A 19,784-nucleotide genomic window follows, 5' to 3' on the forward strand; every position below is an offset into this window, starting at 1 on the left:
AAACTGAAATACAACCCGGCGGTAGAGTAAAATTTCAAAATGTGATTCCTAAGGAAATTATACTCCAGTCCTTCTCACCCATCTGACCCAGCCGGGTTCTCCCCCATAATTATGGCCTCTATTCAGGATGCAAACTGCACCACGCGTTGAGAGCGATCTTTCCGACACTTGCTAAGACCAGCGCTATGAGCGGAGCAATGACAGCCGAGGCGACACTAAGGTACGGCGCTATCGCTACTGCCATGGTGCTCACGACGTAGGTACGGGCAAGGCCTTTATCTCCAAACAACCCTTCCCTCTCCTTCTTGTACTTTTTGTCTCCGCAGAGGAATGCACGAACTTCTTTTCGCAAGCTATCTAGGAACGCACTTTTGTCACCGACAGGAGCCGACGCCGAGAAGCGGTACGTGTGCTCGGCAGATGCCGTAATCCACGCCTGCGCGACATCGTCATAAGTGGCCCCATTGGCTCGCAATTCTTGGATCGCCGCGCGCTGAAATTCGGGGAGGTCAGCAATCCATTTTTCAGGTTCGCCTTGAAGCAGCGTTTCGATTGTGTCGTTCATGGCCTAGTACATCTTCGAAAGGTACTCAGCCGACACTGCGTGCGTCGTCTGATGAAGCGTGTGCGGGTCAACACCCCCTAGCGATATGCCCCCGCCGCCACCGGGTGCATAGGAGCCAACGATTACACCGATCAAACGGCCATCGGTCTTTCTGAAAATTGGGCTGCCAGACTGCCCAGGTCGCGCTTGCGTATTCAAAATAAAGTGCTTCACCTTAATTCCACCAGAAGCAATAAGAACGCGCGCTCCAATCTCCGCATCCTGTTGTGTGAGAACCATGCGTCCGTGATCCGCGTGCGGGAAACCAAAACTGACCACTTGAGTACCCACGGGCGCGTCATCTGCGCCACCAACTATCAAATTGGATGCCCCATCTACATCTGCCTTAAGAACGGCGAGATCGTGGAACGGGTCAAGGGCGTGAATCTGAACTGGAAACAACTGAATGGAGTTGTCTCCAGTGTCTTGGTAATCGTGAAGGGAAGTAAGTCGCTTAAAGGCAAGGACAAGGTTCTGTCCTTCGGTTCCCGCAACATGGGACGCGGTGGCGAAGAGGCCAGGCTTGTTTAGAGCGAATGCGGTTCCGAGAAGCTGTACGCCCCCCGGTCCATTTCGGCCCAGGGCAAACACGAGATTTGAAACTGCGCTGAAATTAAACAACTGTTACCTCCAAAGATATGCGTCCCATTGGTGGTTGTAGAGAGTTCCCATGAATCGGCGCCGGTCCTCCACCTAATGAGGTCTAACACCTGAGTTAATCCAAGCCGCGCCGAGCAGCGGCGTCGGCTTGGACGAATGCTTGGCTGCATGCAGATGATCGTTTGCTCAGAGCGGCTCAACGGTAGCATCCTTGTCGATGCTTTCTTTGCACCAGGCGACGGCGGATTCATAAGCCTCCTCCTTGCTGCCGCCGATCAAATTCTTGGTCGACACGGTTCCCTCCCGAGCGTAAAGAACAGTGGCAACCCAATACCCGCCCTCCTGCTCCGTCAAGAATATCTTAAAGGTCTTTCCCGCCGCTGTCGAAATATTCCGTTCAATTGTTGGACCAATAAATGCCATTACTCTTCTCTGGGTGCGATGTCGCAGGCCAAGTGGCTTATTACGTTGGGAGAATCGGGGTCAGGGAGAATCGAAGTTAGAGTGCATTTTCAGATAAGCAGACACGAATTAAAACCATTCGGTTTTTATTAATTTACTGAATCTATCTTTTTCCATTAACCTCTTGACTTAGAAATCAAAGCTTATGTCGGCGGTATTGATTTTTGGTACTCGGGCTACGGTAGCTACCACCTCTATGCGAAGAGCCGTGGCCCGACGTGTAATGCCCACCATGACTGGTCGTGTGGTGTGAACCTGCCGCGCGCACACGTGCATCCGCGGATGCAGCAGACAGGCACAAGGCAAACCCGGCTAGCGCCGCGATGATCGAGACATTGGTAAACATCGATTTCCCCTGAGAAAATGTGGCGTCCTAGCGTTCCCATTACAGATGGACGCTCTACGCCGCGTATCCCCAGGCGCAACCGTCCTATCAGGTCCGATGGAAGTCCGTTCTCCCCCACAGACAACCCTGTTCTAGCACAGCGTCACACTTTTTGGGGAGACAAATGTAAGCCGTCAGTCGGGGACTTTCCGAGGTGAATGCGCGTCCCGCTAGGCAAGGGCGCGTCTTGATGTGGACCCGATTAAATCAGGGCACATCCACTGCATTGTTTCTCTGGGTCAGTTCCGCCACGTCGCCCTCGGTGACGACACGCACCCGTCCTCCCTTGGCGCTCTTTCCACCCGGCACCACCAACCGCACCTGCGCCGTCTTCGGCTCCAGATCGCGCGGCGCCGCCAACGCAGGAAACGCCGCCCGCGCCAATTCCCGCCCCCGCGCATCCTCTAGCACCACGAACCCGGCCGGCGCATCCACATGCCCCAGGCTATGTACGGTGACCTCGATGGCATCACCGATCACCCGCACATCCCCCCGCCCAATCCCCAGATCCGGCCGTAGCTCGACCGGCACCGCGGCCGGTGCGACCAGCTCGAACTCCATCACCACCGTCTGCCCTGCCGGGAATTCCACATCCACCGCCCCGCTCTTCTCGAACGCGAACTCGCGGGTGGCGGCCTTGCCATCGATCTTGCCATCGCCGTCGCGATCCACACCCGCGCGCATCTGCCACTGTCCGGCCGCAATGTTCCACCCGGTCATCTGCGCCCGCTGCGTCTTGCCGCTGGTGTTGTAGCCGATGACGGTGAAGCGATCCTGCCGCGGCTTCGGCAGCAGCAGCGCTACCTGCACCGCGCCTTCGGGATCGGCGAAGCGCCAGCTGACGGTGTGGCCGGGGTAGGTCTGGTTGCGCTTGAGGGCGACGCCGCCGAGGCGGGCGCGCTGCAGGTTCACGGTGGGCGATTCGACGCGGTCGCTCCACCAGTGGCCTTCGGTGTTCATGTAGAAGGTCTGCAGCTTGTCGCGGGTCTCGGCGCGGTACAGGGTTTCCAGCCAGCGCGGGTCGCCGCTCTGTTCCCAGGCGACGTGGTGGGCGAAGTCCGGGGCGTCGTCGGGGTCCGCATCGGCCGCCGCCTTGGCCAGGCTGGCGCCCCAGCTGTCGCGCTTGCCGAGCACGTCGAGGAAGTTCTCGTTGAGCAGGGACAGGCCGCCCGGGCCGGCCTTGGCGACGCGGTAGTCGATGGGCTGGAGGTAGCGCGCGTCGCCGGTCCAGCGGTAGGCGGCCCAGAAGGTGTGCAGGGTGTCGGGGCCGCCGCTGCCGTCGAACAGGCTGCCGCCGCGGGTCTTGCCGGTGGCCCAGTTGATCTCGTTGGGCAGCGCCCATTGGCCCTTGGCGTCGGTGTAGGCGTAGGCCAGGTAGCCGTCGGCCAGGCCGGTGACGATGCGGCGGCTGTTGGGGTCGGCGTTGTAGCCGCCCAGCAGCAGCGCCGGGTGCAGGATCGGGAACGAGTAGGGTTTTTGCCACTGCCAGTTCGGCTCGCGGTAGACCTTGCGCCCACCGAACCAGTTGCTGGCGAACAGCAGGTGGCCCTGCGGGTTGACCTGGATGATGCGGTCGAACGCCTTCACCGTGCGCATCAGCCGCTCCACCGTCAGCGGGTCGCCCCAGTTGAGGTAGAGCATTTCGCTGTTGATGTTGATGCCGTCCTCGTAGGAATGCAGTTCGTCGGTCTCGATGGTGGAGAGGCCGTCGGTGAACATGCCGTTGCGGTAGTTGGCGTCGGACAGGGCGGTGAGCGAGGCGTTGAGCTTGTCGGGATCCACGCCCATCAGGGCGACGCCGGGCCATTGCTGGGTGAGGTCGGAGTCGTCGGAGATGCCGCCGCCGAAATCGCCGTAGTCGACCTGGCGTTCGTCGATCCACCAGTTGATGTAGCGGCGCGTGGCCTTGAGGTCTTCCAGTTGCCAGAACGCCCAGCCCGGCACGCCCTTGGGCGGCTGCGGCAGTTGCACCGGCAGCGGGCCCTGGTTGCCGTAGCTGATGTCGGCCCAGTACTGGCGGCCCAGCGCGTTGTCCGGGTCCACCCGCAGCAGGTCGTGGATGTCCGCATCCAGGCGCGCGTACAGACGCTGGCGCTTGGAGGTGGTGTGTTCCTCGACCAGGAAGCCCCAGTTGTCCTTGACCTGGTTGAAGCGGTCGGCGATGTGCTCGACCTTGGCCTGCTCGCGCGGCTTGAACAGCAGGCGGATCTGCGCGCCGTCCAGCGCGCGCGCGTCGAAGCCGGGCGCGGCCGAGGCGATGCTGAGCATCAGGCTGTCGTCGGTCAGGATGCGGTCGCGCAGGTCCAGCCACAGCGTGCGCGCCTGCCCGGGCGCGACCGACACCGACACGTCGAGCATGTCGCGGCCGGGCCAGATCGGATCCTTGACGCGGAGGTTGAGCGGGATCAGGCCGTTGTGCGTGGCCGGCAGCTGCAGCGCCGGCAGGTCGATGGCGATGCCGTCCAGGCCGTCGTGCATGTTCTCCCAGCCGTACGACCAACTGCGCATCAGCGGCTGCGCGGCCGGTGCGTCGCCGAGGTTGGACGGAATGAGCACGTGGACGATGGGCAGCGGCGGCAGCGCGGTCTTTTCGTCGGCACGCTTGCGCGACGGCGCCTTGGTCGGCAGCGCGACCACGGTGCTGCGCTCGTCCGGCGGGTAGCGCCCGGCGATGTAGGCGCGCAGCGCGGCGAGGTTGGCGTAGTCCGGGGCGATGTCGCTGCGCACGGTGTAGCGCAGCGTGGCGCTGGGGTTGGCCGGCTCGGCACCGGCGCCGACGTCGTAGGCCCAGATCTCCTGGATCGGGGTTTCCTGGGCGACGTTGGTGAAGCGCAGATGGCCGCCGCGGCGGCGTTCGAACTGATCGACGCTGCGCACAGTGCCCTGGGCGCGCGAGAACAGCGGCGTCGGCGTCGCACCAGCGGCGGCATAGGTGGCCTGGCCGTAAGCGGCACCGCGCAGTTCGATGCGGTTGAACGGTTCGTCGGGCAGGGCCAGGTCCAGCGCCTTGCCGCCTTCGACATAGACGTTCCAGTCGGGCAGCTGGAAGTAGTCGTTGCGGCCGGGCAGGCGTGAGCGGTTGTACACGCCGGGCCAGGTGGTCTCGGCGATGCCGTCGGTGGCCTTCCACATCCACTCCTTGAGATCCTTGGCGTCGGCGAACTCGACCTTGCGGATGCGCGTGGACGGGGCATCCAGCGCCGGCGGTGCGCGGCCGTGGTCCCAGCCGAAGCGGTGCAGCCAGGCGTTGCGCGCGGCACTGTCGGGCACGGTCTCGGCGCTGCGCGGTTCCTGCTGCCGGGCCAGCGCGGCGACGCCCGCGGCGTCGAGCATGCGGTCGTAGACGCGGATCTCGTCGAAATCGCTGCCGCGCAGGAAGTTGTAGCGGCTCTGCACCTGGTGCGGGGCGAGTACGCGTGCGGCCAGGCCGAGCTGGTCGAGCGCGGCGTCGAAGTCGAGCGAGCCGCCGTCGGCGCAGGCCTGGGTGCAGTCCACGCGCGCGGCCTCCTTGCCGTCCACGTACAGGCGCACGCCGCGGGTCTCGTCCCAGGCGAAGGCCAGGTGGGTCCAGGCGCTCGGCGCGGGGAATTTGTCCAGCTTGAAGGAGACGCGGGTGCGCGCCAGGTTGGCGTCGGTCACGAAGGCATCGAAGCCGTGGCCGTTCCAATCGATGCGCAGCCAGGCCATGTCCCAGCTGGTGTGGTCGGCGTAGCCGACGCGGAAGATCACGAACGGCGCTTCGCCCACCGGGTAGCGCGAGCGCCAGAAGAACGACAGCGTGCCGCGCTGGGTGTAGAGGTTGCCGGGAGCGTTCCAGGACAGCACGCCGTCGTCGGCCCATTCGATGGCCTGGCCGGAGACGCCGGTCGGCACCAGGGCGATCTTGTCGCGGAAGTTGGGTTGGGGGTCGCCATGGGCGACGTCGGCGTCCAGGCCTTTGTCGGCGGAGACGCGGAACAGCAGTTCGGGGGGGGCGGCGGCGGCGATGGCTGGCAACGCGAGTGCACAGAGCAGGGCGAGGCGGTGTGAGATGCGACCTGGGCTCTGCGATTTGGCGACGTATGCAGTAGAGCCTTGCTTTGCCGAAGTGGGTAGGAACCGCGCGTCGCGGCCGAAGCCGCGCCCACATGTGCGTTGCTGCACAGTGGGAGCGGCGTCCGCCGCGACGCGCGATGCCGGCACATCCTGTGGCAATCGCGGAGAGCCGATGGACGCAAGCAGGTGCACCGCCTTCGCCTTCAGGCAACGCCACACCCCAGGACCGATCGCCGACACACCACCGCCGGCGCCCACCGCGCTGCCGCACATTGCCTGTTTCATCTCGCTCCTTTGCGATCGGCGCGCACCGTGGCGGCGCGCGTCGATCTCCCTCCCCGGCCCGCGAGTATGCGGGCAGCGGGGCGTTGCCGATGCCGCAGCGCGGCACCGGCGAACGCAGTCTTCAGAACTTGTAACGCACCCCGATCGCGTACTGGCGGCCGGTCTCGCTGTAGGTCAGCGGCAGCTGCGCGCCGGTGGCGCTGGTCTGCACCCACTCGTAGTACGGCACGTTGGTCAGGTTCGACCCTTCCAGGCTGATGTCGATCTTCTCGTCGATCTTGTAGGTCAGCTTGGCGTCCACGACATTGGTGCCGCGCATGCCGTGCATGTCGAAGCCGGTTTCCGTGGCCGGCACCTGGGTCAGGTAGCCGTCGCGGTGGGTCAGCGACACGCGACCGCTGAAGCGCTCGCCTTCGTAGAACAGCGTGGCGTTGTACGAATTCTTCGACAGGCCGGTGAGATCAGTGTTGAACGACAGCGCGCCGGTGCCGGTGACGTACTGGATCTTCGACTGCACGTAGGTGTAGTTCAGCTGGGTACCGAAGTTGGCCCACTTGCCCGGCAGGAAGCTGAAGGGCTGGATGTAGTTGAACTCGGCGCCCTTCAGCTTGCCGCCCGGGGTGTTGAGCGGCACGCTGAAGACGAAGTCGTCGCTGGCCGCCGCGCCGGTGCCGTCGAGCAGGCTGACCGGCAGGCCGCTGCTGGAGTACGGGGCGATGGTGCGCGCGGTCTGCACGAAGCTGTCGATGTCCTTGTAGAACAGCGCCAGGCCGAGCATCGCGCCTTCCTGCAGGTACCACTCGAAGCCGAGGTCGGCGGTCTTGGCGCGGATCGGATCCAGGTTCGGATTGCCGCCGCTGACCGTGCGCGCGCCGCCGGCGACGGCGACCGTCACGCCCGGGGTCAGGCTGCCCAGGCCCGGCCGCGTCATCACCTTGGCGGCGCCGAAGCGGACCAGGAAGTCCGGGGTGATCTCGGCGACCAGGTTCAGCGACGGCAGGGTGTCGTGGTAGTCGCGCTCGACCGTGGTGTTGATCAGGTTGGAGCCGACCAGGGCGTAGCCGGTGGACGACTGGTTGGTCTTCACGTAGCGCACGCCGATGTTGCCGGAGAACGGGATCGCGCCGATGTCGAAGGCGAAGTCGCCCATCAACCAGGCGCCGCGGTCCTTCTCTTCCACGCTGCGGGTGTTGACCGCGCGCTCGGTCAGCGTCCAGGTGCCGGTGCCGCTGTAGATGCCCAGCGCATCGGCGATGCCGTTGAGGTCGGGCACCGCCCAGTTCGACGGCGTGCCCTCGATGCCCTTGAGCCCGGCCAGCGTCACCAGGTCGACCGGCACGATGCGGTTGCCGGTGGCGAAGGTCGGCACGCTGGTCTCGGACGCGCGGCGGAACTCCTTGGTGTCGAAGCCGTAGTTCTTGGCCAGCACGCCGCCCTTGAGGGTGAAGTTGGTGCCCAGGTTCCACTCGAAATTCAGCGAGCCGGTGTCGAAGCTGTTGTTGGCCGACTGCGGACGCATGCGCACTTCGGCCAGGGTCCAGCCATTGGCGGCGGTCGGGTCGATGCCGTAGTTGAACACCGGCGAGGTGTAGCTGTTGCGGTAGTCGTAGCTGTAACCGGCGACGTTGTTCTTGTCCATGATCACCGTGGTCTGGATCGGGTTCCGGTGCTTGGAACTGGAGGTGCCGATCTCGCCGGTGATCTTGAAGGTGTCGCTGAAACGGTGCTCGCCGTTGAGGGTGAGCTGCTTGAAGACCGTGTTCCACTCGTCGTGGCGGTTCTCCGAGCGGATGTCGGTGTTGTCGAAGCGGCCATACAGCAGCGCACCGGAGGCCGGGTCGACGTAGCCGTCGCGCACGATCATGTCCGGCTTGCCGTTCTGCGAACGGCCGCGGCTGAAGCTGATCGCCTCGATGTAGTGCTCGTCGCGCTTGGCATCGATCTTCGAGTACAGGCCGTCCAGCGAGAACTCGGTGCTGTCGTTGGGCTTCCACTGCAGCGAGCCGGTCACGCCCAGGCGGTTCTGCTCGTGCTCCATCTGCGTGTAGCGCGGGATGCGCGGGCTGAACACGTTGGCGCTGTTGGCGGCGGCGAACGGCGAGGTGGGGCTGTAGCCGTTGTTGCTCGGGCCGTTGGCCCAGCGCGTGGTGCCGCTGCCTTCCTCGAGCACCTGGCGCTCGGAATAGGCCACCGACATCAGCGCGCCGAAGGTGCCGTCGGCCCAGGTGTTGGCGACCAGCGCGGCGATGCGCGGATCGGCCTTCTGCGACATGCCGTTGTAGGTGGCCTGGCCGTTGGCGGCGAAGGTGAAGCCGTCGTAGTCGAACGGCCGCGCGGTGCGCAGGTCGACCGTGGCGCCCAGCGAGCCTTCCTCGACGTCGGCCGAGGCGGTCTTGCGCACCACCATCTGGGTGAACAGGTCCGAGGCGAACACGTTGAAGTCGAAGCCGCGGCCGCGGTTGGTGCCGCCGCTCTGGTCGCTGGCACCGACCGTGGTCAGCGCTTCCATGCCGTTGATGCGCACGCGGGTGAAGTCCGGGCCGAGGCCGCGCACGGAGATGTTGCGGCCTTCGCCGGCGTCGCGGGTGATGACCACGCCGGGGATGCGCTGCAGCGATTCGGCCAGGTTGGTGTCCGGGAACTTGCCCACGTCCTCGGCGACGATGGCGTCGACCATGCCCTTTTCGGCGCGCTTGATGTCCAGCGCCTTCTCCACGCTGGCGCGGTAACCGGTGACGACGACGGTGTCGAGCTCGGTGGTGGCATCGGCCGAGGCCGCGGCGGGCGGCGCGGCCGCCGGCGCTTCCTGTGCCTGCAGGGCACCGGCCTGCAGGGCCAGGCCGATCGACAGCGCGAGCAAGGTAACCGGTGTCTTCCGGCGTTCGGTACGTGATTGCATGTCCTCCCCTCCCAAGGGTTACATGACGGCGTGGAACTGCGGGCGTTGTCGCGAATGACACCGCTGGTCAAAACCAACGTTAACAGTTGCGAAACATCCCGGCATCTTGCAGCGCAACAGAGTGCCCGGCGACCCGAGGGTCTTTTCAGTCAATGAGATAGCGCAGGATCGCGACGTCGGCCAGTGCCGAAGCGCCTGCTGCCGCACAAAAATGACACCGCTAGTCACTTTTTCTGGTCGGCGTTTGCATTTCGCGGCATGCTTGGCGTCCCTTCGGCTGCCGGACCCGCTTGCCATGACCGTTTCCCGCATCGTCTGCTTCGGCGAACTGTTGCTGCGCCTGGGCGCGCCCGGCCACGAACGGCTGCTGCAGACGCCGCGGCTGGAGGTGCAGGTGGGCGGTGCCGAGGCCAACGTGGGCGTGGCGCTGGCGCATTTCGGCCATGCCGTCTCGGTGGTCAGCGTGCTGCCCGACAACCCGCTGGGCCAGGCCGCCGCAGGCGAACTGCGCCGGCATGGCGTGGACACCGGCGGCATCCGCTTCGTGCCCGGGCGCATGGGCCTGTACTTCCTCAGCACCGGCGCCGGGCACCGGCCCAGCGAGGTCACCTACGACCGCGCCGGCTCGGCCTTCGCGCTGGATGCAGGCGACCGGCACGACTGGCCGGCGCTGCTGCGGGACGCGCAGTGGCTGCACCTGTCGGGGGTGACCCCGGCGCTGGGCGAACGCGGCGCGGCCGCGGCGCTGGCGGCCGCGCAGGCGGCACGCGCGGCCGGGGTGCGGGTGTCGTTCGACGGCAACTACCGCCCCAAGCTATGGGAGGCCTGGAACGGCGATGCGCCGGGCATCCTGCGCCAGCTGCTGGCGCAGGCGGACGTGCTGTTCGCCGACTACCGCGACCTGGAGGTGGTGCTGGGCCACCGCTACCCGCAGGACAGCGTGCAGGGGCGGGTAGAAGCGGGCGCGCGCGACGCCTTCGCCGCATTCCCGCAGCTGCAGGCGATGGCCTGCACCCAGCGCGTGGCGCACAGCGTGGACCGGCACAGCCTGGGCGCGATGCTGCTGCGCCGCGACGGCAGCGTCGCGCAGGCGCCAGCCGAGGAGCTGAGCGGCATCGTCGACCGCATCGGCGGCGGCGACGCCTTCGCCGCCGGCGTGCTGCACGGGCTGAGCCGCGGATGGGACGACACCGCCACGATCCGCTTCGGCCTGGCCGCCGGCTGCCTCAAGCACACGCTGCCGGGCGACGTGCTGGCGCTGAGCGAGGCCGAGGTGCGGGCGTGCGTGGGGGCGACGCGGTTCGATGTGAGGCGGTGAAGAGCCGGGAATGGGGAATGGGGAATGGGGAATCGTAAAAGCGCTGGCGCTTCCGGGTTTGCGTGCGGATTGGCGTTGCGCTGTGGCGGGGTTTTAGTCGTGGGGGTGTGCTGGCAATTCCAGCACCGCGGCTTCGATTGTCGCGGCTGAAGCCCCTCCTACAGCAGATGCCGCGGGGATGGATGAGGTCTTTGTGGGAGGGACTTCAGTCCCGACGCGGTGAAGCGCCGGGAATGGGGAGTGGGGAATCGTAAAAGCGCTGGCGCTGCGGGGTTTGCGTGCGGATCGGCGTTGCGCTGTGGCGGGGTTTTTAGTCCTGGGGTGTGCGGGCAGTTCCGGCACCGCGGCTTCGGTTTTCGCGGCTGAAGCCCCTCCTACAGCAGATGCCGCGGGGATGGATGAGGTCTTTGTGGGAGGGACTTCAGTCCCGACGCGATTCGGTCGACGTGCCGCCACCGCTGCCTCGCCGTCACCGCAAAAAAACGGCCGACATCGCTGCCGGCCGCATCTTCTGTCCGGGGCCCGGGATCAACACGACGCCCGTATCCCCACTCCCGAATCCCCGCTCCTCAGAGCTCCACGCAATCGAACTTGACGTCGGGGTCGACCTCGGCGTCGTAGTCCACGTCCTGGCGCTCGAAGCCGAACAGCTTGAGGAACTCGTGCTTGTAGCCGGCGTAGTCGGTGAGCTGGAACAGGTTCTCGGTGGTCACCTGCGGCCACAGCGCCTTGCAGGCGTCCTGCACGTCGTCGCGCAGTTCCCAGTCGTCCAGGCGCAGGCGGTTCTCGTCGTCGGTGGCGGCCGGCTGGCCGTCTTCGCGGTACAGGCGTTCGCGGAACAGACGGTCGGCCTGTTCGATGGTGCCTTCGTGCAGGCCCTTTTCCTTCATGATCTTGTAGACCATGGAGATGTACAACGGCATCACCGGGATCGCCGCGCTGGCCTGGGTCACCACCGATTTCAGCACCGCCACGTTGGCCGCGCCACCGTGAGCCTGCAGGCGCGCGTGCAGGCGCTGCGCGGTCTGGTCGAGGTCGACCTTGGCCTTGCCCAGCGCGCCGTGCCAGTAGATCGGCCAGGTGATCTCGGTGCCGATGTAGCTGAAGGCGACAGTGCGCGCGCCCGGGGCGAGCACGCCGGCGGCGTCCAGCGCATCGATCCACAGTTCCCAGTCCTGGCCGCCCATCACGGTGACGGTGTCCTCGATCTCCTGCTCGGTGGCCGGCTCGATCGAGGCCTCGATGATCGCGTCCTTGTTGGTGTCGATGGCGGTGGCGGTGTAGGTCTGGCCGATCGGCTTGAGCGCCGAGCGCTTCACTTCGCCGGTGCCCGGCAGCTTGCGCACCGGCGAGGCCAGCGAATACACCACCAGGTCGACCTGGCCGCCCATGTCCTGCTTGATCAGTTCGATGACCTTGGCGCGCGCCTCGTCGGAGAACGCGTCGCCGTTGATCGACTTGCTGTACAGGCCGGCGGCCTTGGCCTGCTTGTCGAAGGCGGCGGCGTTGTACCAGCCGGCGGTGCCGGCCTTCTTCTCGCTGCCGGGCTTTTCGAAGAACACGCCGAGGGTGGCGGCGCCGAAGCCGAACGCGGCGGTGATGCGCGAGGCCAGGCCGTAGCCGCTGGACGCGCCGATCACCAGCACGTTCTTTGGCCCGTCGTGGCGCACGCCGCGCGCGCGCGTGGCGGCGATCTGCTCGAGCACGTTGCGCTCGCAGCCGAGCGGATGCGTGGTGGTGCAGATGAAACCGCGGACTTTCGGATGGATGATCAACGTGAATTCCTCGTCGGCACAATGCCCGCGGCATCTTAATGTCTGCGGCGGGTGTGCAGAAGTCCCGGTGTTAGCACACGGCGGGGTATGGAGCGTACTGCCGGCGTGCGCGCGCGTTCGGATGGGTCGCCTCGCGACTGAAGTCGCTCCCACAGGGGCGGCGTCGTGGCGGCGGATGTCGTGCTGGCTGGAGGGAAACAGCTGATCGGCGAGCCGCAATCGCGCCATCGGTTGTCGCGGCTGAAGCCGCTCCTGCGGCAGGCCGCGGCACGGCACGGTCGCACCGTTGTGGGAGGGACTTCAGTCCCGACGCGCTGCCGGTGGACGTCGCAGCGCCACCGCTGGTGCACGCATCAGATGATGCGCAAGGTGATCGCCTTGAGCACGGCACGGGTGCGGTCGCGGGTGCCGAGCTTGTCGAGGATGGTGGAGACGTAGTTCTTCACCGTGCCCTCGGCCAGGAACAGGCTGCGCGCGATCTCCTTGTTGGAGTAGCCGCCGGCGAGCAGGCGCAGGATCGCCACTTCGCGGTCGTTGAAGGTGTCGCTCGGGGCGTCCTCGTCGCGGTAGCGGTAGCGCGCACGCACCGGGTCGGTGCTGACCGGCTGCAGCAGGGTCTCGCCAGCGGCCACGCGCGCGATCGCCTCGCGCAGGTCCTCCGGTGCGGCGTCCTTGAGCAGGAAGCCCTGCGCGCCGGCGGCGGTGGCGCGCAGCAGCAGATCGGATTCGTCGAAGGTGGTGAGCAGCAGCACCGGCGTGCGGTCGCCGCGCGCGCGCAACTGCTGCAGCGCCTGGATGCCGTCCATGCCGGGCATGCGGATGTCGCTGAGCACCACGTCCACCGGCGTGGCCGCCACCACGTCGAGCAAGGCCTGGCCGTCGTCGGCCTCGCAGGCGACGACGATGCCCTGGGTCTGCAACAGCGCGCGCAGGCCCGCGCGCACCAGCACCTGGTCGTCGGCCAGGGCGATCCGCAGCGCGCTCACAGCGGCAGCCTCGCGCTCAGCTGCATGCCGCCGAGCGGCGTGCGGCCCAGTTCCAGGCGTCCGTGCAGCGCGGCCAGACGCTCGCGCATGCCGGCGATGCCGTTGCCCTCGCGGATGCGCTCGGCGCGGTGGCCATCGTCCTCGATGTCCAGGCACAGCTGCTGCCGATCCTGGCCCAGGCGCACCCGCACGTGTGCCGCGTCGGCGTGCCGGGCGGCGTTGGTCAGCGCTTCCTGCACCAGCCGCAGCAGGGTCTCGGCCAGGTGCGGATCGGTGATGCGCAGCGCCGGATCGATCTGCAACTGCAGTTGCGGCCGCGGGAACGGCGCGGCCAGGGCACACAGCGCGGTCTCCAGGTCCACCCCGCGGTCGTCGCGCAGCGACTGCACCACCGCGCGGATGTCGGCCAGCAGCTCGCCGGACAGTCGCTCCACCGTCGCCACCTCCGTGCGTTGCGCCAGCGCCGGATCGGCCAGCAGCAGGCGCAACTGGATGCGCAGGGCGGTGAGCTTGTGTCCGGCCACGTCGTGCAGTTCGCGCGCCAGGCGCAGGCGCTCGGCATCGCGGGTGCTGTCGGCGAGCAGCGCACGGGTGGCCAGCAGGTCGGCGTTGACACGCGCCAGCGCCTCGCGCGCCAGCTCGGCAGTGCGCGCGTAGTGCGCGCTGAGGCCGGCGAAGGCGTGGAAGCCGGCGTAGATCAGCGTGGTCAGCAGCGGATGCCTGATGCCGGCGGCGGACAGCGCCAGGAAGGTGCCCAGGTTGGCCAGCAGCGCCAGCGCCAGCACTGGGCGCGGCGGCCATTGCAGCGCCACCTGCGCGACCACCACCACCAGCAGCACCGGCGCGGTGCCGACGTGCGGCTCCAGCCAGACCAGGGCCATCGCCGCGGCTGCCTCGACCCACAGCGCGACATCGCGCCAGCGCCCGGGCAGATAGTGCGCGCCGAGCAGCGGCAGCAGGAACAGCGCCGCCGCAGTCCAGCGCCAGGCCACCAGCGCATGCGGCGCGAACTGGAACGACCACAGCACGGTGGCCACGGTCAGCAACCCGGCCAGGCGCTTGGGTTCGATCAGATCGCGCAGGAATCGAGTCATGCGACGGATGCTGACCGCGTGCCGGCGCCGCGGCAATGGGGCGGGCGCAGAAAGTGACTTCCGGCAGGCGGACGGCATGACCAGCGGCCACTGCCGCGCCCCCCCGATGGCGCCACACTGCGTCCATGCCCTGCCGGGTGCCGGACGATCGGCACGCAGGATGGGCCCGGTTCATCCACCCTGCCACGCAATGCGTGGTGCACGCCGCCACGAGGAACACCGTCATGCTCCTGACCCTGCGCCATCCGGATCTGCTGTTCATGCTGCTCGGCCTGGGCTGGGGCGCGTACGAGATGCTGCTCAGCCGCCGCCGTCGCGCCGCCGACGGCGGTGCGCGCGACCAGGGCACGCTGCGCCTGCTGTGGCGCGTGCTGTACGGCGCGGTGGCGCTGGGCGTGCTGCTGTCGCTGCTCGGCGTGTGGCGCTATGCGCCGCACCTGCGCGAACCGCTGCGCTGGTTGGCCTGCGCGCTGCTGGCCGGCGGGCTGGCGCTGCGGCTGTGGTCGATCCGGGTGCTGGCGCGCTGGTTCACCGTCGACGTGACCATCCAGGAAGGCCACCGCCTGGTCCGCCACGGGCCGTACCGCTATCTGCGGCATCCCTCGTACACCGGCGCGTTGCTGGCGTTCTACGGGCTGGCGCTGGGCATGGGCAACGTGCTGTCGCTGCTGGCGATCGTGCTGCCGGTGACCTGGGCATTCCTGCGCCGCATCCGAGTGGAGGAAGCGATGCTGACCCAGGCCTTTCCCGAGGAGTATCCCGACTACGCCGCACACAGCTGGCGGCTGCTGCCGTGGGTGTGGTGAGGCCGCCGCGATGGCGCTGCGCGACCTGATCCTGGCCAGCCTGCACCACCTGGCGATGCTGCTGTTGATCGCCACGCTGGTGGCGGAATGGACCCTGCTGCGTGCGCCGCCGGACCACCGCCAAGTGACGCGGCTGGTCCGCGTCGACGCCGGCTACGGGCTGGCCGCGCTGCTGATCCTGGCGATCGGTGCCCTGCGCGTGCGCTACGGGCTCAAGGGCGCCGGTTACTACCTGCACACCCCCTGGTTCTGGGCCAAGCTCGGCACCTTCGCGGCGATCGGCCTGCTCTCGCTGGTGCCGACGCTGCGCCTGCTGGGCTGGCGCCGGCAGGCGCGGCTGCTGCCGACCTGGTCGCCGAACGCGGCGCAGGTGCGGACGCTGCAGCGGTTGATCGGGGTGGAACTGGGCCTGTTGGCGGTGCTGGTGGTGCTGGCCGCGGCGATGGCACGCGACGGCATGCTCTGATTGGTATTACCAATTTAGGCGACTCGCAGCGTTGCAACCATTGACGTCGCGTAATCCAAGGCGCCTAATGGCCACACCATTCGCGCCCCCGCCAGTTTATTGGTATGACCAATAGTCTTAAAGCTGCCGCTACTGCCGCTGCCGGCGAGTCCCCTGCCCGGCTCAGCGACCGGGTCGCCGCGCAGTTGCGCACGCTGATCGCGCAACGCGGCCTGGCGATCGACGCGCGCCTGCCCGCCGAGCGGACCCTGGCAGCGGAGCTGGGCGTGTCCCGCCCGGTGCTGCGCGAGGCCATCGCCCAGCTCGCCAGCCAGGGGCTGCTGCGGGCCCGGGTGGGAGGCGGCACCTACGTGCAACGGCCGCCAACCCCGGAAGACCAGGTGGTGGCGCCGCTGCAGCCGTTCCTGCCGTTGCTGCACGCCGACCCGGAGTACCGTTTCGACGTGCTGGAAGCGCGCCACGCGCTGGAAGGCGCCACCGCCTGGCATGCGGCGCTGCGCGCCACCGACGACGACCGCGCGCGCATCGAGGCGGCCTACGAGGCGCTGCTGCAGACCCATGCGCAGGCCGATGCGGCGGCGCAGGCGCACGCCGACGCCGATTTCCACCTGGCCATCGCCGAGGCCACCCACAACCGGGTGCTGCTGCAGGTGATGCGCGGGCTGTTCGACCTGCTGCAGGCCAACATCTCGCAGAGCCGGCAACAGCTGTTCGAATCGCCGCGCATCTTCTCCGCCCTGCTCGCCCAGCACCGCGCCCTGCGCGACGCGATCCTGGCCGGCGACCCCGAACGCGCCCGCGCCGCCGCGCACGCCCACCTGGAATTCGTGCACAGCGCGCTGCGCACCCTCGACGAGGACGATGCGCGCCGCGCCCGTGCCTCGCGCCTCCCCTCCTCTCCCTGACCGCCCTGCCCCCATGATCATTTCCGCCTCCACCGACTACCGTGCCGCCGCGCAGCGCCAGTTGCCGCCGTTTCTGTTCCACTACATCGACGGCGGCGCCTATGCCGAGCACACCCTGCGCCGCAACGTGTCCGACCTGAGCGACATCGCCCTGCGCCAGCGCGTGCTGCGCGACATGTCGGCGCTGGACCTGCACACCGAGCTGTTCGGCGAACGCCTGGCCTTGCCGGTGGCGCTGGGGCCGGTGGGCCTGACCGGCATGTACGCACGCCGCGGCGAGGTGCAGGCGGCCAGGGCGGCAGCGGCCAAGGGCGTGCCGTTCACCCTGTCCACGGTGTCGGTGTGCCCGATCGAGGAAGTGGCGCCGGCGATCGACCGGCCGATGTGGTTCCAGCTGTACGTGCTCAAGGACCGCGGCTTCATGCGCAACGCGCTGGAGCGGGCCAAGGCCGCAGGCGTCACCACCCTGGTGTTCACCGTGGACATGCCGGTGCCGGGCGCGCGCTACCGCGACGCGCATTCGGGCATGAGCGGCCCCAACGCGCCGCTGCGGCGCATGCTGCAGGCCGTCACCCATCCGCGCTGGGCCTGGGACGTGGGCCTGCGTGGGCGCCCGCACGACCTGGGCAACATCTCCACCTACCGCGGCCATCCCACCGGGCTGGCCGACTACATCGGCTGGCTCGGCGCCAACTTCGATCCGTCGATTTCGTGGAAGGACCTGGAGTGGATCCGCGAGTTCTGGACCGGGCCGATGGTGATCAAGGGCATCCTCGATCCGGACGATGCGCGCGATGCGGTGCGGTTCGGCGCCGACGGCATCGTCGTTTCCAACCATGGCGGGCGCCAGCTCGACGGCGTGCTGTCCAGCGCGCGGGCATTGCCGGCGATCGCCGATGCGGTGAAGGGCGAGCTGAAGATCCTGGCCGACTCCGGCGTGCGCAACGGCCTGGACGTGGTGCGCATGCTGGCGCTGGGCGCCGACACCGTGCTGCTCGGCCGCGCCTTCGTCTACGCGCTGGCCGCCGCCGGCCAGGCCGGCGTGGAGCATCTGCTGAGCCTGATCGAGAAGGAGATGCAGGTGGCGATGACCCTGACCGGCGCCAAATCGATCGCGGCGATTTCGCGCGAGTCGCTGGCGCAGGTGACGCGCGAGGCGATGGTCGCGGCGTAAAGCCGGTCGCGGCGACCCTGGCGCCGCCGCGACCGACCTGCTCTACCCGGCCTTGCGCCGCGTAGGGGCCTTGCGCGCAGCTGGCTTGGCCTTGGCCGCCGCTGGTTTCGGTTTGGCGCGCGTCGCCTTCTTGGCCTTGCCGGCCGCGCTCTTGGACGGCTTGCCGCTCTTCTTCGCCGCGGTCTTGCGTACCGGCACGCGCTCGTCCTGCCTGGCCGGCGTGCGCTTCTTGGCCTCCAGGCTCTTCTGCAGCAGCGACATGAAGTCGACCACGTTGGTGGTGGCGTCCTCGCGCTGCGGCGCCTCGGCGTCCTCGTCGACCTGGGTGGTGCCCTCCTGCGCCTTGATCCGCTTCTGGATCACCGCATGCAGCCGTTCGCGGAATTCGTCGTGGTAGGCATCGGGGTCCCAGCGCCCGGACATCGAGTCGATCAGCTGCGCCGCCATCTCGGTTTCCTTGGCGCTGATCCGGTAGTCGGCGGCCTTGCCGCCGGGCAGCGTGTAGTCGTCCAGGTCGACCAGTTCCTGCGGGTAGCGCAGCAGGATCAGCACCAGCGCATCCTGCAGCGGCATCACCGCCGACAGATACTCGCGGGTGCGGATCACCACCCGCGCGATGCCGACCTTACCGGTGTTGCGCAGGGTCTCGCGCAGCAGCACGTAGCCCTTCTCGGCCTTCTTGCCCGGCACCAGCACGTAGGGCTTCTCGAAGTAGCGCAGGTCGATCTCGGCGGCGTCGACGAAGGCCTCCACTTCCACCGTCTCGTGGCTTTCCGGTGCGGCCGAGGCGATGTCCTGCTGCTCGACCACCACGTAGTTGCCCTTGCTGTATTCGTAGGCTTTGACGATGTCCTTCCACGGCACTTCCTCGCCGGTGTCGGCGTTGACCCGCTCGAAGCGGATCGGGCGCTTGTCGCGCGCGTCGAGCATGCGGAAGTGCAGGTCGATCCGGCGTTCGCCGGACATCAGCGACACCGGCACGTTGAGCAAGCCGAAGGACAGCGTGCCGGTCCAGATCGGGCGCGGCATCAGTGCGGCTCCACGCCGGCGGCCTGCGCCGGCAGATGATCCAGCGCCTGCCAGGCATCCTCGATCACCTGCCGCGCCTGGGTCCAGTCCAGCCGCGAGTCGCCACGCATCAGGTCCCAGTGCGCGGCCAGTTCGTCTTCGGTCTCGGCGCCGGGCCCGCGCGGCCAGCCGCGTGCATGGGTCTGCAGGGCGAAGGCGTAGGCCGGGCACAGGTCGCGCCACGGCGTGCGGTGGCGGGCGCGGCGCTGGCGGTAGTCGGCCAGGCTGTAGCGGTGGTAGTCCGGTGCGTCGTGCGGGCGCAGGGCCGCACCACGGCGGCGCGGCGGCGGAGCGCTCGGCAAGGGATCCAGATGGGCGTTGAACAGCAGCGGGTCGGGACGGTCGCTGGTGCGCATTGCAGGGCTCCGGGCGGCAACGGCGGCGGGGGACGCGCAGCAGTAGCGCTGCAGCCGTTAGCGACCCGTGACCGATCCGTGGAGGATGCGCGATTCGCAATGGCTTCACCACGCCGGCGGTGAACTGGACCTCCGCTATTCCCTGGAGGAACCGGACATGTCCACGCCCACCGATCCGCTGCGCCAGGCCGCGCCCGTCCCCGGCGAACAGCGCGGCAAGCGCCAGACGCAGGACCGCGAAGACCGCGGCGCCGGCGGCCGCCCCGAGACCATCGTCGAACACGAACCGCGCACCGGCGAGAACCGCCCTGCCCCGCGGGACACGCCGGCGCACTCCACGCCGGACACCGCGCACGGACGGCATGCCGACGCCAACCAGGACGAAGCCCTGGAAGAAACCTTCCCCGCCAGCGATCCGGTGTCGCCGTTCGTGCCGGCGAAGGCGCCGAAGGCGTCGTAGCGCATCGAAGTCTGGCGTCCTACCAGCATCGGTGTGGAAGTGACTTCAGGGCACCTCAAAAAATCTCGACTGCAACATCAGCCGCGACGAGCGACATCATCGGCGC

17 protein-coding genes are annotated in these 19,784 nt (G+C 67.7%); 6 read left to right on the plus strand and 11 right to left on the minus strand.

Translation table 11 applies throughout. The annotated features are described in order from the left end of the window. Positions 1-118: 118 nt before the first annotated feature. The 6 genes from ACHWVH_RS07435 to ACHWVH_RS07460 form a co-directional block, all read right to left on the minus strand. Positions 119-565 (minus strand): hypothetical protein, encoded by a 447-nt coding sequence (locus tag ACHWVH_RS07435; RefSeq protein ID WP_394686919.1) that lies wholly within the window; start codon positions 563-565, stop codon positions 119-121. 3 nt (positions 566-568) lie between these two features. Next, positions 569-1,225, minus strand: a complete 657-nt coding sequence (locus ACHWVH_RS07440; protein ID WP_394686920.1) for a serine protease — start codon at positions 1,223-1,225, stop codon at positions 569-571. Positions 1,226-1,390: 165 nt separating this feature from the next. Continuing rightward, a complete protein-coding gene (locus ACHWVH_RS07445; protein ID WP_394686921.1) occupies positions 1,391-1,627 on the minus strand; it encodes a hypothetical protein in 237 nt (78 codons plus the stop codon). A gap of 175 nt (positions 1,628-1,802) precedes the next feature. Continuing rightward, positions 1,803-2,012 carry a hypothetical protein gene (locus ACHWVH_RS07450; protein ID WP_394686922.1) on the minus strand — a complete coding sequence of 70 codons (210 nt, stop codon included), beginning with the start codon at positions 2,010-2,012 and terminating at the stop codon, positions 1,803-1,805. A 246-nt stretch (positions 2,013-2,258) separates the two neighbouring features. Next, positions 2,259-6,047 (minus strand): LamG-like jellyroll fold domain-containing protein, encoded by a 3,789-nt coding sequence (locus ACHWVH_RS07455; protein ID WP_394686923.1) that lies wholly within the window; start codon positions 6,045-6,047, stop codon positions 2,259-2,261. Positions 6,048-6,492: 445 nt separating this feature from the next. Further along, a complete protein-coding gene (locus ACHWVH_RS07460; protein WP_295966143.1) occupies positions 6,493-9,270 on the minus strand; it encodes a TonB-dependent receptor in 2,778 nt (925 codons plus the stop codon). A gap of 295 nt (positions 9,271-9,565) precedes the next feature. On the opposite strand from ACHWVH_RS07460, the gene ACHWVH_RS07465 reads away from it, so the two are divergent. Continuing rightward, the gene (locus tag ACHWVH_RS07465) at positions 9,566-10,588 is read left to right on the plus strand and encodes a sugar kinase (protein ID WP_295936212.1); all 1,023 of its coding nucleotides are present in this window, start codon (positions 9,566-9,568) and stop codon (positions 10,586-10,588) included. A gap of 569 nt (positions 10,589-11,157) precedes the next feature. Here ACHWVH_RS07465 and fabV read toward each other — a convergent pair. From fabV to ACHWVH_RS07480, 3 genes are all read right to left on the minus strand, one after another. After that, entirely contained in the window at positions 11,158-12,363 is a 1,206-nt protein-coding gene (fabV, locus tag ACHWVH_RS07470; protein WP_320744872.1) for an enoyl-ACP reductase FabV, read from the minus strand. Between the two features lie 353 nt (positions 12,364-12,716). Then, positions 12,717-13,349, minus strand: coding sequence for a response regulator transcription factor (locus tag ACHWVH_RS07475; protein WP_152239799.1), 633 nt, complete (start codon positions 13,347-13,349; stop codon positions 12,717-12,719). Continuing rightward, positions 13,346-14,443 (minus strand): sensor histidine kinase, encoded by a 1,098-nt coding sequence (locus tag ACHWVH_RS07480; protein WP_148828238.1) that lies wholly within the window; start codon positions 14,441-14,443, stop codon positions 13,346-13,348. The genes ACHWVH_RS07475 and ACHWVH_RS07480 overlap by 4 nt, the downstream gene beginning before the upstream one ends. A 224-nt stretch (positions 14,444-14,667) precedes the next feature. On the opposite strand from ACHWVH_RS07480, the gene ACHWVH_RS07485 reads away from it, so the two are divergent. The 4 genes from ACHWVH_RS07485 to lldD all read left to right on the plus strand — a co-directional run bounded on the left by ACHWVH_RS07485 (position 14,668) and on the right by lldD (position 17,794). Continuing rightward, positions 14,668-15,249, plus strand: coding sequence for an isoprenylcysteine carboxylmethyltransferase family protein (locus tag ACHWVH_RS07485; protein WP_267093200.1), 582 nt, complete (start codon positions 14,668-14,670; stop codon positions 15,247-15,249). Positions 15,250-15,259: 10 nt separating this feature from the next. Further along, on the plus strand, positions 15,260-15,715 hold the full coding sequence (locus tag ACHWVH_RS07490) for a DUF2214 family protein (RefSeq protein ID WP_394686924.1): 456 nt from the start codon (positions 15,260-15,262) through the stop codon (positions 15,713-15,715). A 104-nt stretch (positions 15,716-15,819) separates the two neighbouring features. After that, positions 15,820-16,620: a transcriptional regulator LldR gene (gene lldR, locus ACHWVH_RS07495; protein ID WP_051064775.1), complete on the plus strand. Its 801-nt coding sequence runs from the start codon at positions 15,820-15,822 to the stop codon at positions 16,618-16,620. Positions 16,621-16,633: 13 nt separating this feature from the next. Further along, the gene (gene lldD / locus ACHWVH_RS07500; protein ID WP_267093197.1) at positions 16,634-17,794 is read left to right on the plus strand and encodes an FMN-dependent L-lactate dehydrogenase LldD; all 1,161 of its coding nucleotides are present in this window, start codon (positions 16,634-16,636) and stop codon (positions 17,792-17,794) included. Between the two features lie 42 nt (positions 17,795-17,836). Here lldD and ACHWVH_RS07505 read toward each other — a convergent pair whose 3' ends face one another. After that, on the minus strand, positions 17,837-18,823 hold the full coding sequence (locus tag ACHWVH_RS07505) for a Ku protein (protein WP_394686925.1): 987 nt from the start codon (positions 18,821-18,823) through the stop codon (positions 17,837-17,839). Further along, positions 18,823-19,218 carry a hypothetical protein gene (locus ACHWVH_RS07510; protein ID WP_295911895.1) on the minus strand — a complete coding sequence of 132 codons (396 nt, stop codon included), beginning with the start codon at positions 19,216-19,218 and terminating at the stop codon, positions 18,823-18,825. Before ACHWVH_RS07510 ends, ACHWVH_RS07505 begins: the two co-directional genes overlap by 1 nt. A gap of 157 nt (positions 19,219-19,375) precedes the next feature. Here ACHWVH_RS07510 and ACHWVH_RS07515 point away from each other — a divergent pair, with 157 nt between their 5' ends. Further along, on the plus strand, positions 19,376-19,678 hold the full coding sequence (locus tag ACHWVH_RS07515) for a hypothetical protein (protein ID WP_394686926.1): 303 nt from the start codon (positions 19,376-19,378) through the stop codon (positions 19,676-19,678). Positions 19,679-19,784 lie beyond the last annotated feature (106 nt).

The sequence above is a fragment of the uncultured Xanthomonas sp. genome (assembly GCF_964278005.1).
Lineage (GTDB): Bacteria > Pseudomonadota > Gammaproteobacteria > Xanthomonadales > Xanthomonadaceae > Xanthomonas_A > Xanthomonas_A sontii.